The sequence below is a fragment of the Streptococcus sp. ZY171113 genome (assembly GCF_057748235.1).
In genome coordinates, this window is record NZ_CM173243.1 from 943748 (window position 1) to 958719 (window position 14972).

At 48.7% G+C, this 14972-nt stretch carries 19 protein-coding genes, 1 tRNA gene and 1 other annotated feature; all 20 genes read left to right on the plus strand.

The features are described 5' to 3' along the window. Positions 1 to 273: 273 nt before the first annotated feature. The 20 genes from AC3ARB_RS04395 to AC3ARB_RS04490 all read left to right on the plus strand — a co-directional run bounded on the left by AC3ARB_RS04395 (position 274) and on the right by AC3ARB_RS04490 (position 14966). Positions 274 to 645, plus strand: a complete 372-nt coding sequence (locus AC3ARB_RS04395) for an ACT domain-containing protein (RefSeq protein ID WP_488321343.1) — start codon at positions 274 to 276, stop codon at positions 643 to 645. 90 nt (positions 646 to 735) lie between these two features. Continuing rightward, positions 736 to 915 carry a hypothetical protein gene (locus tag AC3ARB_RS04400; protein WP_488321344.1) on the plus strand — a complete coding sequence of 60 codons (180 nt, stop codon included), beginning with the start codon at positions 736 to 738 and terminating at the stop codon, positions 913 to 915. A 34-nt stretch (positions 916 to 949) separates the two neighbouring features. Continuing rightward, the gene (gene dapA, locus AC3ARB_RS04405; protein WP_488321345.1) at positions 950 to 1885 is read left to right on the plus strand and encodes a 4-hydroxy-tetrahydrodipicolinate synthase; all 936 of its coding nucleotides are present in this window, start codon (positions 950 to 952) and stop codon (positions 1883 to 1885) included. A gap of 61 nt (positions 1886 to 1946) precedes the next feature. Continuing rightward, positions 1947 to 2453 carry a GNAT family N-acetyltransferase gene (locus AC3ARB_RS04410; RefSeq protein ID WP_488321346.1) on the plus strand — a complete coding sequence of 169 codons (507 nt, stop codon included), beginning with the start codon at positions 1947 to 1949 and terminating at the stop codon, positions 2451 to 2453. A 104-nt stretch (positions 2454 to 2557) separates the two neighbouring features. Then, positions 2558 to 2896 (plus strand): ATP cone domain-containing protein, encoded by a 339-nt coding sequence (locus AC3ARB_RS04415; RefSeq protein WP_488321347.1) that lies wholly within the window; start codon positions 2558 to 2560, stop codon positions 2894 to 2896. A 101-nt stretch (positions 2897 to 2997) separates the two neighbouring features. Continuing rightward, a tRNA-Arg gene (locus AC3ARB_RS04420) sits at positions 2998 to 3069 on the plus strand. Positions 3070 to 3184: 115 nt separating this feature from the next. Continuing rightward, on the plus strand, positions 3185 to 4378 hold the full coding sequence (locus tag AC3ARB_RS04425; RefSeq protein WP_488321348.1) for a CapA family protein: 1194 nt from the start codon (positions 3185 to 3187) through the stop codon (positions 4376 to 4378). Then, positions 4372 to 4917: a GNAT family N-acetyltransferase gene (locus tag AC3ARB_RS04430; protein WP_488321349.1), complete on the plus strand. Its 546-nt coding sequence runs from the start codon at positions 4372 to 4374 to the stop codon at positions 4915 to 4917. Before AC3ARB_RS04425 ends, AC3ARB_RS04430 begins: the two co-directional genes overlap by 7 nt. A 53-nt stretch (positions 4918 to 4970) precedes the next feature. After that, positions 4971 to 5042, plus strand: a sequence feature (ribosomal protein L21 leader region). A gap of 34 nt (positions 5043 to 5076) precedes the next feature. Beyond that, entirely contained in the window at positions 5077 to 5391 is a 315-nt protein-coding gene (gene rplU / locus AC3ARB_RS04435; protein ID WP_488321350.1) for a 50S ribosomal protein L21, read from the plus strand. A gap of 33 nt (positions 5392 to 5424) precedes the next feature. Further along, positions 5425 to 5715 carry a 50S ribosomal protein L27 gene (gene rpmA / locus AC3ARB_RS04440; protein WP_488321351.1) on the plus strand — a complete coding sequence of 97 codons (291 nt, stop codon included), beginning with the start codon at positions 5425 to 5427 and terminating at the stop codon, positions 5713 to 5715. Between the two features lie 53 nt (positions 5716 to 5768). Beyond that, complete coding sequence (locus tag AC3ARB_RS04445) at positions 5769 to 6212, plus strand: hypothetical protein (protein ID WP_488321352.1); 444 nt, start codon at positions 5769 to 5771, stop codon at positions 6210 to 6212. 131 nt (positions 6213 to 6343) lie between these two features. Next, positions 6344 to 6520 carry a 30S ribosomal protein S21 gene (rpsU, locus tag AC3ARB_RS04450; RefSeq protein ID WP_488321353.1) on the plus strand — a complete coding sequence of 59 codons (177 nt, stop codon included), beginning with the start codon at positions 6344 to 6346 and terminating at the stop codon, positions 6518 to 6520. 70 nt (positions 6521 to 6590) lie between these two features. Continuing rightward, positions 6591 to 7835, plus strand: a complete 1245-nt coding sequence (locus tag AC3ARB_RS04455; protein ID WP_488321354.1) for a bifunctional folylpolyglutamate synthase/dihydrofolate synthase — start codon at positions 6591 to 6593, stop codon at positions 7833 to 7835. A gap of 74 nt (positions 7836 to 7909) precedes the next feature. Beyond that, positions 7910 to 8812, plus strand: a complete 903-nt coding sequence (gene murB, locus AC3ARB_RS04460; protein ID WP_488321355.1) for a UDP-N-acetylmuramate dehydrogenase — start codon at positions 7910 to 7912, stop codon at positions 8810 to 8812. Between the two features lie 64 nt (positions 8813 to 8876). Continuing rightward, the gene (locus AC3ARB_RS04465) at positions 8877 to 10031 is read left to right on the plus strand and encodes an ABC transporter ATP-binding protein (RefSeq protein ID WP_488321356.1); all 1155 of its coding nucleotides are present in this window, start codon (positions 8877 to 8879) and stop codon (positions 10029 to 10031) included. Then, positions 10015 to 10809, plus strand: coding sequence for an ABC transporter permease (locus tag AC3ARB_RS04470; RefSeq protein ID WP_488321357.1), 795 nt, complete (start codon positions 10015 to 10017; stop codon positions 10807 to 10809). Before AC3ARB_RS04465 ends, AC3ARB_RS04470 begins: the two co-directional genes overlap by 17 nt. Position 10810: 1 nt before the next feature. Then, positions 10811 to 11587 (plus strand): ABC transporter permease, encoded by a 777-nt coding sequence (locus AC3ARB_RS04475; RefSeq protein WP_488321358.1) that lies wholly within the window; start codon positions 10811 to 10813, stop codon positions 11585 to 11587. Then, a complete protein-coding gene (locus AC3ARB_RS04480) occupies positions 11580 to 12650 on the plus strand; it encodes an ABC transporter substrate-binding protein (protein ID WP_488321359.1) in 1071 nt (356 codons plus the stop codon). Before AC3ARB_RS04475 ends, AC3ARB_RS04480 begins: the two co-directional genes overlap by 8 nt. Positions 12651 to 12765: 115 nt before the next feature. Continuing rightward, positions 12766 to 14142: an ATP-binding cassette domain-containing protein gene (locus AC3ARB_RS04485; RefSeq protein WP_488321360.1), complete on the plus strand. Its 1377-nt coding sequence runs from the start codon at positions 12766 to 12768 to the stop codon at positions 14140 to 14142. Between the two features lie 116 nt (positions 14143 to 14258). Beyond that, positions 14259 to 14966, plus strand: a complete 708-nt coding sequence (locus AC3ARB_RS04490; protein WP_488321361.1) for a CPBP family glutamic-type intramembrane protease — start codon at positions 14259 to 14261, stop codon at positions 14964 to 14966. Positions 14967 to 14972: the final 6 nt, after the last annotated feature.

Below are 14972 nucleotides of genomic sequence, written 5' to 3' on the forward strand. Positions count from 1 at the left end.
ATAACCCGAAGGGTTCGATTTTGTCGTCCCGCCTCCGCACAGTTGAGTAGGACTTTAAAAGCTGATAACATCAGCGCCTTAAAGTCCACTCAACCACTGCGTTTTGCTTTTCTGATTAAATAACATTGAAAAGTTAGACCTTTTGCTCCAGCCTTGCTCTGAGGAGTTGAGCGAGCTTGGTGTCTTGCTCCCAGAAGATTCTGACAAAAGTCTAGCCAGGGCGAGCCATTTGCCTAGGCTAGCTTTTCTTGCATATGAGAGGGTTTAGATAAGATGGACATTAAAGTGATTGCTGGCGATTTTGCCATTTGTAAGGTGGCTGATTTTTCTCAGGTCAACTGGGACAGTCCCTACTGTTTTCCAGGTAAAACAGACCAGGAAAATTCCTTGGTCTGCTTGGTGGATGCTGTCCCAGCCAACGCCAGTCATGTTGATGAGGGCTGGTCGGCTTTTCGAGTGGAAGGGGAGCTTGATTTTTCCTTGGTCGGCATCTTGGCCAAGCTTTCTGGTCTCCTTGCCCAGGCTGGCATCTCGATTTTTGCCCTGTCAACCTACAATACCGACTATATCCTAGTCAAGCAGGATAGGTTTCAAGAGGCCCTTGACCTCTTGGCCGAAGCTGGTTACAAGATTATCAGCAACTAGTCGTTTTAGTCTTTGTCACAGAGGTTGGGCAAGCCCGATTAGCTAGCTGACGTTTATTATCGTAAGGAGACGTTTCTAAAGGAGGTTATTATGACCAAAAAATGGTGGTTTTATCTTTTGCATTTTGCCGTTGCGGTTGTGATTGTGGGTCTCTATGCCCTGATTAGCAACCAATTTTTCGGTGGCAGCAAGGACTGGATTGATGTGTTTGGAACGGCTGGTCTGGCCACCCTGATTTCCCTTGCCATCAATCATTTTCGTAAGAACTGACAAGCAGTAGTAAGATGTCTTAGGAGGAAAAATCATGTCTATTGATCAATTAAGAAATGCTAAAATTATTACAGCTCTGGTGACCCCATTTCATGAGGATGGGTCTATCAATTTTGAGGCCCTGCCAGCCCTGATTGAACACCTGCTGGCTCACCACACCGATGCCATCTTGCTGGCGGGGACAACGGCGGAAAGCCCGACCCTGACCCATGCCGAGGAGTTGGAGCTCTTTGCGGCGGTTCAGAAGATTGTCCAAGGCCGAGTACCTTTGATTGCTGGGGTCGGAACCAACGATACCCGAGATTCCATCGAATTTGCCAAGGAAGTGGCAAAGTTTGGTGGTTTTGCGGCTGGACTTGCCATTGCTCCCTACTACAATAAGCCCTCTCAGGAAGGCCTTTACCAGCACTTCAAGGCCATTGCTGACGCCTCTGACTTGCCCATCATCATCTACAACATTCCTGGGCGGGTAGTAGTTGAGATCACCCCTGAAACCATGCTCCGCTTGGCTGAACACCCTAACATCATCGGGGTTAAGGAGTGTACAACCCTGGCCAACGTGGCCTACCTGATTGAGAACCGCCCTGACGACTTCCTCATCTACACGGGTGAGGACGGGGATGCCTTCCACGCCATGAACCTGGGGGCGGACGGGGTGATTTCCGTGGCATCTCACACCAACGGTGATGAGATGCATGCCATGTTTGAGGCCATTGAACGTAACGACATCAAGGCTGCGGCCGCTATCCAACGCCAGTTTATTCCTAAGGTCAATGCCCTCTTTAGCTACCCGAGTCCTGCCCCTGTCAAGGCTGTTCTCAACTACCTGGGCTTCAAGGTTGGTCCCCTCCGCCTGCCCCTGGTCGCAGCACCAGCAGAAGATGCCAAACGCATCATCAAGGTCGTGGTGGACGGCGACTACGAGGCCACCAAGGCGACCGTTACTGGCGTTATTCGGCCTAAGTACTAGGATTTTTTATGACCATAGCAGAGCAGTCAGACGGCTGCTCTTTTGCTAGAGAGGATTTCTCATGACCATCACCACCCGTTTTGTCAGCCCAGCTGACGCGTCAGCCATTTGCGACATTTGCTCATCCGCCTGGCGGGTGACCTACACGGACCTCAATACACCTGCCTACATCGACCAAGTCATCGGAGACTTTTACAACCTGGACCGAGTGACCAGAGAATGCTCCACTAGTGACCAAAACTGGCACGGTTATATGGTTGCCGAACTGGACGGACAAGTCCTTGGAGCCATCGGTGGCGGTGTCAGTAGCGACAGCTTGGGCCATATCTATGTCCTCTATGTTCACCCAGACCACAAGGGCAAGGGACTGGGGCGAGCCCTGGTTGACTTTCTGACCGACCACCAGAAAAGGACCTATGGCATCAGCCAGCAACAGGTCACTGTCGCCCAAAACAATCAGATGGGCATTCCCTTTTACGAACGCATGGGCTTTGTCAACCAAGGTCTGATTTCAAATTGGTATCAGGCAGACGGCAAGGACAACCTGACCTTTGAACGGGAGGTATGAGTGATTCTTGAAATTCCATGAAAGTTTTAGCAAAAATCTCTTGACAAAGTGACTAAACTGTTAGATAATATAAGAAAGAAAACACTTTCAAAAGGAGGTTTGCCATGCAAATTATCAAACGTAACGGTCAATTGGCTGATTTTGACCCAGAAAAGATTTACCAGGCTATTATCAAGGCTGCTCAGACAGTTTATGTCATTGATGACGCCTGGCGGGAAAAGCTGGCGGAAGTGACCAAAAAAGTGGTCATTGATCTCCACGAGGCCAAGGTGGAGCGGTCGACCATCTCCATGATTCAGTCCATGGTGGAGTATCGTCTCATGGAGGCTGGGCACCTTAACATTGCTGAGCATTACATCGCCTATCGTCTCCAGCGTGACCTGGAACGCAACGGCTATGGTGATACCATCAGTGTCCACCTCAAATTTGAGCATATCCGCTAGGTTTCAATCACCTGATAGTTAGTTGTGTATTGGACATGTGATAAAAAATTTTTTCCTAAGTATTTTCAAATGACTAAAAATGTGTTATACTTAGGAAGTAGCCAGCCTTAGTGTAATGGATATCACGTAAGATTCCGGTTCTTGAGATAGGGGTTCGATTCCCTTAGGCTGGAGTGTTTCCCCCTGCTTGCAGGGGGATTTTTACTTTCCCCCAGTTTGAGAAAGTCTTTCCCTGTTTGCTCGTTCATTTTATCAAAGTATGTTATAATTAGGGAAAAGGAGCTGTTTATGAACCAATCACAGAAAAATATCATCTCTCTTTATTTAACAACTATTGGTTTGTTAGGTTTAGTTCTCATGAGTTGGTGGCCTTATCTGACCCTACAACCCCAGACAGTTGTAGAGGAGCAATCTCAGGAAACGCCTGTTGTTCAGACGGCACGAGTGGTGGCCAATGGTGATTTACTCTACCATGACCGCCTCTACACCAGTGCCCTTTACCAACATGGTGCTTATCATCTACATGACCATTACGCCTACGTCAGGGATTGGATTACAGGTGCAGATTTGGCTATTGGAGATTTCGAGGGCACCATTAACCCAGATATGCCCCTGGGTGGCTATCCCCTTTTTAATGCCCCAGTAGAGGCTGCTCATGCCATCAAAGAAGCCGGTTATGACGTGGTTGATTTGGCCCATAACCATATCTTAGACACCTACTTGGAGGGTGCCCTTAGCACCCATCGCATTTTTAGCGATTTGGGCATTAGCCCTATCGGGCTTTATGCCAATAGCCGAGCAGAGGACGGCCTCGTCATCAAAGAGGTTAACGGGATTAAGATTGCCATTTTAGGCTATGCTTATGGTTTCAATGGCATGGAAGCAACCCTGACCGATGAGGAATACAACCGCCACCTGTCTGACCTCAATGAGGAAAAGATGCAGGCGGAGATTGAACGAGCAGAAGCAGAAGCTGATGTCACCATCGTCATGCCACAGATGGGAGTCGAGTACGCCCTCGAACCGACCGAAGAACAGGTTGCCCTTTACCATAAGATGGTGGACTGGGGAGCCGACGTGGTCTTCGGTGGCCACCCTCATGTCCCAGAACCATCAGAAACCCTGGAAAAAGATGGCGACAAGAAGTTCATCATCTATTCCATGGGTAACTTCCTGTCCGATCAACGCTTGGAGACGGTGGATGACATCTGGACCGAGCGTGGGGTGCTCATGGATGTGACCTTTGAAAAAACTGGCGACAAGACCATTGTCAAGACCGTTCAAGCTCACCCAACCCTGGTTTGGGCAACGGGACTTGGAGCCTATGGGGTGGAGGGCTACGAGTATTTTGATTACCGGGTTATTGTTTTGGAGGACTTTATCGAAGGTGGCCGCTACCGAGACCAGCTGCCCGAACACATGCTGGAGCGGGTGGACACGGCCTATCAAGAGATTACCCAGCTGGTGAATGTCCAATGGTAAGGCTGATTTCCAAACCCGTCCTGCCCTTTTCCCAGGCTTCTCGTGACGTCAAGCAACTCTACCATGCCGCCTTTCCAGCTGAAGAACGGCCACCTTATGCCTTGTCCGTTCTCTTTTCCCTCCAGCCAGCCATTGACTTCCGAGCCTACTACGACGGCCCTGCCTTTATCGGCTTTGCCATCACGGAGCGGACGACGACCGCCCTCTTTGTCTTTCTCTTTGCCATTGCGGAGGACCAGCGGTCCCGTGGCTATGGGTCGGCCATTTTAGGAGAAATAGCAGAGCAGGCAACTGGTCTGCCCCAGGTCCTCTGCATTGAGCCCATGGACGCGTCAGCCCCTAACTACGCCCAACGTCAGCAACGCCTAGCTTTCTACCAGAAGAACGGCTATGTCCAGCAGCACCGCTATTTCCAAGAACTAACTGAAACCTATGAAATCCTAGCCACACCAGGGACTATCGACTATGAACAGTTGGACAAGGAGCTCAACCGCCTGTCGCTAGGGCTCTTACGAATAAAAATCGAGAAAAAAGACTAAAATCCTTGCCAAATCCCACCAGCTGTGGTAAAATAGGACTGTTGACTAGATGCACACCTGTGCAACCGCACGACTAGCGTTCCAAGTGGCCCAGCCCACGCTACAAGGCGAGTCTTCACACGGGGATTTCCCCAACCATATTTTTATAGGAGGTGCACTATGAGCACATACGCAATCATCAAAACTGGTGGTAAGCAAGTTAAAGTTGAAGCCGGTCAAGCCATCTACGTAGAGAAACTTGACATCGAAGCAGGACAAGACGTGACCTTTGACCAGGTTGTTCTTGTTGGCGGTGAGAAAACCATCCTTGGTGCTCCACTGGTAGCTGGCGCTACTGTTGTGGGTACTGTCGAAAAACAAGGCAAGCAAAAGAAAGTTGTTACTTTCAAATACAAGCCTAAAAAAGGTAGCCACCGTAAACAAGGTCACCGTCAACCTTACACTAAAGTTGTTATCAAAGCGATCAACGCTTAATAATAACCTGATCACGAAAGAGAGGACATTCTTATGTTGAAAAATCTTGAAAACTTGTTCTTGCTGGCCCACAAAAAAGGTGGGGGTTCAACGTCAAACGGACGTGACTCACAAGCAAAACGCCTTGGTGCTAAAGCTGCTGATGGCCAAACCGTAACTGGTGGCTCAATCCTTTACCGTCAACGCGGAACTCACATCCACCCAGGTCTTAACGTTGGCCGTGGTGGCGATGACACCCTCTACGCTAAAGTAGAAGGCGTTGTGCGTTTCGAGCGTAAAGGCCGCGATAAGAAACAAGTTTCTGTTTACCCAATCGCTAAGTAAGCTTGAGAAAACATCGACTGCGGTCGGTGTTTTTTGCTAAGAAAGGAAAGAAGATGCGTTTGATTGCGAAAGGTTGCGGTATCTTGTTGCTTGTGGTGGTGTCCATCTGCTTAGGGGTTATTATGGTGTTTGTATCTCATCAGAAGTCCAAGGATAAGCAGGATTGGGAGGAGTATCGTCCTTATATCGTCCAAGAGTCTGCCCTCTATATCTATAATCATTATGAAGGGGTTGAACGATTGGAATATAGCGATTTTTTGGTTGGCTCTTTTGGGTTAGGCAGTCATACCTATAATGTTGATATTTTGGTTAATAAGGACCATGAATTTAGTCTAGGTATGCTTTGGGATCGTGAGGTTTATGAGTCTGGGGCCATCTGGGCCTATGAAAATAGGGACCATCCGATTGCTAATTTACCGAGGAAAGACAAGCCGACCAGTTTTACAGAATTACCTGATTCGGTGATTTTGATCGATAAGACCGCTAAAGCCCAGTAAGGTCACCAGTAAAAGGTAAGCTGTTGTTAAAAATGTTAAAAACTAAAGGTTTTCTCTTGACTGCTCTGCTATTATCCTGTATAATACTAAAGAACGTGAAAATGTTACATTATCTTGAGGAGGTGAAAAATATGTCAAAAACAGTTGTACGCAAGAATGAATCGCTTGATGATGCGCTCCGTCGCTTCAAACGTGCGGTTGTTAAAGCTGGTACCCTTCAAGAGGCGCGTAAACGTGAACACTATGAAAAACCTTCTGTGAAACGCAAACGCAAATCAGAAGCAGCTCGTAAACGCAAGAAATTCTAATCTTGACCGAGCAATACTAGTTAAAAAGAGTTGGGGTTTCTCCCAACTTTTTTTATGAAGAGGAGTTTTTATGGTAAATTTTCAAGAGGCCTTTGACTGGTTGACCACGAGTTTAACCTTCGGCATCAATCCAGGTCTGGAGCGGGTCCAGTGGATTCTGCATGAGTTGGGCAATCCCCAGGACAAGATTAAAGGCATTCATGTGGTGGGGACCAATGGCAAGGGATCGACAGTTAACTACCTCCGTCACATCTTTCAGGAGGCGGGTTATGAGGTGGGGACCTTTACCTCACCGTCCATCATGGATTTTCGAGAGCGGATTTCCGTCAACGGCCAGATGATTTCTAAGAGCGACTTTGTGGAGGCAGTCCAGCTGCTCAAACCTGTGGTGGCTCGAATGGAAGCAGAAACTGACTTCGGACCTGCGACGGAGTTTGAGCTGATCACCCTCATCATGTTCCTTTACTTTGGTCACTTGCGGCCAGTGGACTTGGTGGTGGTTGAAGCTGGTCTGGGAGGCCGTTACGACTCGACTAATGTTTTCACCCCTCTGGCCCTTATCTGCACCTCCATCGGCTTGGACCACCAGAATTTCTTAGGCGACACCCATTTGGCTATTGCTGGGGAGAAAATCGGGGTCCTTAAACCTGGTGTGCCCTTGATTTTCTCAGAAAATCGGCCTGAGGTGCGTCAGCTATTTTACCAAACTGCTGAAAGCCTAGGGTCGCCCGTCTATGAGCGGGGTCAGGACTTTGACCTTGAGGCGGGTACCTTCCGTCATGGGGAGTTTGAGCTGACCGACCTGACTCTGGCCATGCCTGGTCGCCACCAGGAGTCAAACGCTAGTCTGGCCATCATGGCCAGTTTGCTGATTAAGGACGCCTTTCCTGCCTTGACCTTGGACCACTTCAAGGCGGCTCTCGTCAAGAGTTACTGGCTGGGGCGGACTGAGTTTATCAGGCCCAACCTCATGCTGGACGGGGCTCATAACGACGAGAGCGTGGCGGTTTTGGTGGACGTCCTCAAGACCCACTATGCCGACCGTCGCCTCCACCTGCTCTTTGCGGCCATTGACACCAAGCCTGTGGCCTCCATGCTGGCCCAGCTCAGGATTTTCCCTGACGTTAGCGTAACCAGTTTTGACTACCCCAACGCCTATGCCCTAGCTGCCTACCCCGAGGGCTTTCCTCGGGTGGCTTCTTTTGAAGAATGGCTGACGCAGGCAGATGACGCCGATGAGGCCGACCTCTTTGTGGTGACAGGGTCCCTTTATTTCATCGGCCAGGTTAGACGCTATCTGCTGGCAGAATCCTAGCCACTTGACCAAAATTTTGCTATAATAGTAGTGCTGGTAGAATCAGCAGAATGACTAGAAAAGAACGAATTGACATGACAGAAACACTGAAAGAGGCTTGGGCGGGGATTGACATCCGCTTTGACGAGCCTCTCAAAGATTACACTTACACTAAGGTCGGGGGCCGAGTGGACTACCTGGCCTTCCCTCGCAACAAGATGGAACTGGAACGCCTGGTCCGTGTGGCCAACGAGCAGGCTATTCCCTGGCTGGTTTTGGGCAATGCCAGTAACCTGATTGTCCGTGACGGCGGTATCCGTGGCCTGGTCATCATGTTTGACAAGCTCAACACGGTGACCGTCAATGGCTATGTGATTGAAGCAGAAGCCGGGGCCAACCTGATTGAGACCACCCAGGTGGCTCGTTTCCACAGCCTGACTGGTTTTGAATTTGCCTGCGGTATCCCAGGGAGTGTCGGCGGAGCGGTCTTTATGAACGCTGGTGCCTACGGTGGCGAAGTGGCTCACATTCTCCTATCCGTCAAGGTCATGACCAGAGAGGGTGACTTTAAGACCCTTGAGGCTAGGGACCTGCGGTTCGGTTACCGTCACTCTGCCCTCCAAGAGACAGGGGATGTGGTGGTATCAGCCAAATTTGCCCTCAAACCAGGTGACCACACCCAGATTAGTCAGGAAATGGACCGCTTGACCCGCCTGCGGGAGCTCAAACAACCCTTGGAATACCCATCTTGTGGTTCGGTTTTCAAACGCCCGCCAGGCCTTTTTGCAGGTCCGCTTATTGAGGCCGCAGGCCTCAAAGGCCACCGTATCGGTGGGGTTGAGGTCTCAGAGAAACATGCTGGCTTTATGGTCAATGTGGCAGGCGGAACAGCCCAAGACTACGAAGACTTGATTGCCCACGTGCAGGAGGTGGTTAAAACCAACTCAGGTATTGACCTGGAAACCGAGGTTCGGATTATCGGTGACCAATTGATTTAGAAACAGAAACTTGGTTGGGGACAAGCCCCAACCTTACTTAGATTAAACGGAGGAAGATTAGGAATTGACCAAACCCATCATCGCCTTTAAGAATGTCACCAAGACTTTCGAGGACAGCGGCACCCAGGTGCTGAAAAATATCAACTTTGAGCTGGAAGAGGGTAAGTTTTACACCCTCTTGGGGGCTTCAGGTTCAGGTAAATCAACCATTCTCAACATCATCGCTGGGCTTTTGGACGCCAGCACGGGTGATGTTTATTTGGATGGGAAGCGGATTAACGATGTACCCATCAACAAGCGGGACGTTCATACCGTCTTTCAGAACTACGCCCTTTTCCCTCACATGACCGTTTTTGAAAATGTGGCCTTCCCCTTGACCTTGAAGAAGGTGGATAAGGCTGAAATTGCTCGTCGGGTGCAAGAAGCCTTGAAAATGGTTCGTTTGGAAGGCTTTGAGAAGCGGCCGATTCAAAAACTGTCTGGTGGTCAACGCCAGCGGGTGGCCATTGCTCGTGCCATCATCAACCAGCCTCGAGTGGTTCTCTTGGATGAGCCTTTGTCTGCTCTTGACCTCAAGTTGCGGACAGAGATGCAGTATGAACTGCGAGAGCTCCAGCAGCGTCTGGGCATTACCTTTGTCTTTGTGACCCACGACCAGGAAGAAGCTCTGGCCATGAGCGACTGGATTTTCGTCATGAATGATGGTCAGATTGTCCAGTCTGGTACCCCTGTGGACATTTACGATGAGCCCATTAACAATTTTGTAGCGACCTTTATCGGAGAGTCCAACATTCTGCCTGCTGTCATGATTGAAGACTACTTGGTGGAATTTAACGGCAAACGTTTTGAAGCGGTTGATGGTGGTATGCGGCCAAACGAGGCGGTTGAAGTGGTTATTCGCCCAGAAGACCTGCGGATTACCCTGCCAGAAGAGGGCAAGCTCCAGGTTAAGGTGGATACCCAGCTTTTCCGAGGGGTGCACTATGAAATCATCGCCTATGACGATTTGGGCAATGAGTGGATGATTCACTCCACCCGTAAGGCAATTGTTGGCGAGGTTATCGGCCTGGACTTTGAACCTGAAGACATCCACATCATGCGTCTCAACGAGACCGAAGAAGAGTTTGACGCCCGTATCGAAGAGTATGTGGAAGTGGAGGAAGTGGAAGATGGCCTGATTAATGCCATCGAGGAGGAGCGTCATGAAGAAAAGCTCTAGTTGGCTCTCCCTGCCCTACTACCTCTGGCTCTTGCTCTTTGTTCTGGCACCTGTGACCTTAATTATGGGCCAGTCCCTCTTTGACATCGAAGGCAAGCTGACCCTGGCCAATTACCAGACTTTTTTCAGCAGCCAGACCTACCTTAAGATGGGCTTTAATTCCATTCTTTACGCGGGCATCATCACCCTGGTCACCCTCCTTGTGGCCTACCCGCTGGCCTTGATTTTGACCCAGCTCAAGCACAAGCAACTCTGGCTCATGCTGGTTATCCTGCCCACTTGGGTTAATCTTTTGTTAAAAGCTTACGCTTTTATGGGGATTTTCGGTCAGCAGGGCGGGGTTAACGGCTTTTTGACCTTTATGGGCCTAGCTCCCCAGCAAATCCTTTTTACGGATTTCTCTTTTATCTTTGTGGCCAGCTACATCGAGCTGCCCTTCATGATTTTACCCATTTTCAATGCCTTGGATGACATTGACAAGAACCTGATCAATGCCAGTCGAGACCTGGGAGCTACGGAAAGTCAGACCTTTACCAAGGTGACCTTTCCCCTCTCCCTTAACGGGGTTCGGTCAGGTGTCCAATCGGTCTTTATCCCAAGTCTGTCGCTCTTTATGCTGACACGTCTGATTGGGGGCAACCGTGTCATTACTCTGGGAACGGCCATTGAACAGCATTTCTTGACCACGGAGAATCGTGGCATGGGGTCAACCATCGGGGTAGTGCTGATTGCGGCCATGATTTTGACCATGTGGCTGACCAAGGAGAGGAGAAAATAAGATGAAAAAATTTGCAAAATTCTACCTGGCCTTGGTCTTTATTATCCTTTATGCCCCAATTTTTTACCTGATTGCCTACTCTTTTAATGAGGGAGGGGATATGAATGGGTTTACGGGCTTTACCCTGGAACACTACGGGGCCATGTTTGGTGACAGCCGCCTCATGTTGATTTTGGTCGAGACCTTTTTCCTGGCCTTCTTGAGTGCCCTTTTGGCAACGGTGATTGGGACCCTTGGAGCCATCAGCATCTACCAGGCCCGTCAAAAATACCAGACGGCCCTCTTGTCAGCCAACAATGTGCTGATGGTGGCTCCTGATGTCATGATTGGTGCTAGCTTTCTCTTGCTCTTTACGGTGCTGGGCTTCCAGCTGGGCATGGTATCTGTCCTGCTCAGTCATGTGGCCTTCTCTATCCCTATCGTGGTCCTCATGGTCTTGCCAAGGCTGAAAGAGATGAACGCTGACATGATTAACGCCGCTTATGACCTGGGAGCGACCCGTTGGCAGATGTTGCGGTCGGTCATGTTGCCTTACTTGACCCCTGGTATTATTGCAGGTTACTTTATGGCCTTTACCTACTCGTTGGACGACTTTGCGGTGACCTTTTTCCTGACGGGTAACGGGTTTTCGACCCTGTCGGTGGAGATTTACTCGCGGGCCCGCCAGGGGATTTCCCTGGACATCAATGCCCTGTCTACCATTGTCTTTCTCTTTAGTATCCTTTTGGTGATTGGTTACTACTTTATTTCTCAGGACAAGGAGGGCAAGCATGCGTAGATTATACTCGTTTTTGGCTGGGGTTCTAGCCATCGTTGCTCTGCTATTTGCCACAAGCGTCATCATGAAAAAAGCCAGCGATAGCGGCTCTAGCAACAAGTTGGTCATCTACAACTGGGGCGACTACATCGACCCTGAGCTTTTGACCCAGTTCACGGAGGAGACGGGCATCAAGGTCCAGTATGAGACCTTTGACAGCAATGAAGCCATGTACACCAAAATCAAGCAGGGCGGCACGACCTATGACATCGCCGTGCCCAGCGACTACATGATTGACAAGATGCGTCAGGAAGACCTCTTGGTCAAGCTGGACAAGTCCAAGCTGGTGGGCTTTGAGAACATTGGTCAGGAGTTTTTGGCCAAGTCTTTTGATGAGACCAACGATTACTCCATCCCTTATTTCTGGGGGACAGTGGGGATTGTTTACAACACGACCATGTTGGAGACCGCCCCTGAGCATTGGGAGGACCTCTGGCGACCAGACTACAAGAACCAGGTTATGCTCTTTGACGGGGCCCGTGAGGTCATGGGCTTTGGCCTCAATAGTTTGGGTTATAGCCTTAACTCTAAGGAGATGGCAGAGCTGGCAACTGTTGAAGAGCACCTCACCCAGTTGACCCCAAACATCAAGGCCATCGTGGCCGACGAGATGAAGGGCTACCTGATTCAAGGAGACGCTGCCATTGGGGTTACCTTCTCAGGTGAAGCCAGTGAGATGCTGGATGCTAACGAGGACTTGGTCTATGTGGTGCCAAGTGAAGGCTCCAACCTCTGGTTTGACAACCTGGTCATTCCCAAGACCGTCAAGCATACCGAGGAGGCTTATGCCTTTATCAACTTCATGTTGCGACCAGAAATTGCAGCTCAAAATGCCGAGTACATCGGCTATGCCACCCCAAACACCAAGGCTAAGGAACTCTTGCCAGAGGAGATTACCTCTGATGAGGCTTTCTATCCTAACGATGAAACCATTGCCAAGTTGGAAGTCTATGACAACCTAGGCAAGGAATGGACAGGTATCTACAACGACCTCTTCTTGCAGTTTAAGATGTATCGGAAGTAAATAGAGATGAGAAGACTAGGATTTGTTTCCTAGTCTTTTTCTGTCAGATTAATGCCTTAAAAACATTTACATATAGTGATGATAATGATAGAATGAAAGTAGAGGAGGTCATGCCATGAGCATCATGATACTGAATCAACTGAGATTAGAATTTGGTGACAAACTACTATTTGAAACAGAACGATTGACCATTGAATCTGGTGATGTCATTGGTTTGATTGGTAAAAATGGTGCTGGTAAAACCTGTCTTTTACGGCTCTTGGCTGGGCAGTTAGAGGGTTTTTCAGGTCAAGTTCTAGGTCAGGCCCACTGCTTGTTTAATGAAGTCACCTTAACGGAGGATGTGGTTAGGAGTGGTGGTGAAGTAGCCATTGCCAGTTTTTTGTCGACCTTGTACCAGCCAGCTGACCTATTTTTATTGGACGAACCGACGACTTTTTTAGATGCTAAACATGTTGATAAGGTCATTAAAACCATTAGACGATCACCAGCCGCTTTTTGTATAGCCACTCATGACCGGACCTTACTGTCAGCACTAGCGACCAAAATTTGGGTGATTGAACAAGGAAAAATCAAGTCTTATACTTGTTCTTATCCTGACTACCTCAAGGAGCGTGAGCTTGAAGCAGCTCAGTATGCTGCTGATGTGAAACAATATGCCAAGGAAAAGAAGAAACTCAAGCAATCCGTTCAAAGCATGAAAGAAAAAACGGACCAGAAAAATGGCAAGCCACGGAAACTGAGTGGATCAGAATACCGATTGCCCGGGACCAAGACAGCCATAGCCAGTAAGCAGAAAAAATTACAAAAGGCAATTACTCAGCAGGAAAATCGATTGGAGCAGTTAAAAGCTCCTGAACGTGTGACCGATGACTATGACGTGTCTTTTCTGAGTCGAGTTAGCCAACGTCCTAAACGCCAAATCCTGATTCCTGCTCATCAGGCGGTTGTTGAAGGAAGAACACTCTGGAAAATTCCTAGCCAGACCCTGAGAAGTGGTGACAAACTAGGTATTTATGGACCTAATGGCTCTGGCAAAACCACTTATCTGACTTATCTGCTTAGTCAGGTGTCGCCAGCTTATAAGGTGGGTTATTTTAAGCAGAACCAATTTTATTTTAAAGATGAGGAAGTGACTGTTTATGACGCAGTCATGGCAGAAGCGGGGCAGGAATTCGAAGAGAGCCAGATTAGGACACTTTTGGCTCTCTTGGATTTTAGGAGAGAAAAAGTCTTCCGGAAAATCAAGCAACTCAGCAGGGGTGAACGGGTTAAGGTTTCCCTTCTTACCTTACTGGTTAGTGATTTGGATGTTTTGGTTTTGGATGAAATCACGAACTTTTTGGACTTGAAAACCTTGGAAGCTGTTGAAAAGGTTCTTGTTAATTTTCCAGGTATTTTAGTCTTTGTCAGTCACGACAGAACATTTTTGAAACAGGTCGCAAGGGCGTTTTTGCCTATTGGTGACGACAAGAGTAGTGATTGGGCCTAATCATAGAAGATTACTTTCCTAATCAGGCTTGCCTATTCAAAACGTTCAAGGTCTTGACAAGATTTTGGCCAGGTGATAAACTAATCCTAAGAAATCTCAGGTGAAGGATTTTTGATATGAAGCGATTACAATACTTAGCCTGGTGGGATGTCTTGGTTCTAACCCTTATCTTGTTTGGTCAACCCATCTGGCTCTCAACAGAGCTTTACCTAACAGGAGAAGCAGCAGGGACAGCAGTCAGCACAGAACTCACAGCCAATCAAGATTATTACATGATTATGGTTCAGGGGGGAACTCTACTCCTGGCTTTTGCCTACCTTTGGCTTCGAAAATTTAACTTCAGGCAGTGGCTATTCAAGATTGACCTCAAATCGACCGCCCAAGCCATTGGTCTCTTTGTAGCCTTTTCAGCCTTGATGGAAGTCCTTTTTTGGTTTTTCTCTCCTGATTATGCCAGCTATTTCCTGGAGTCTCACCTGGATATTCCTGGTGGTTTTGCCTACTTTCTCTCCCAGGTTAGCCTGTCACGGGTCCTTTATGCCCTGCTCAACGGCTTTTATGAGGAGGTTTATTTCATTGGCCTAGCCCTGTCAGTCAAACCTGAGCACCGTCGCTGGTCCTGGCTCTTTTCCCTCCTGGTGCGGATTGCCTTTCACACCTATCAGGGCCTCCTATCAGCCTTGGGCATCGGCCTGATTTTGGGCATCGGCTACTACCTCTGGTACGAGAAACTGGGCAAGAAGAACCTTTACCCCATTTTCCTCTCCCATGCCATCGCTGATGTTTGGGGGCTTAACCTCTTGATTTACTTATTTGTTCAATAAAACTAG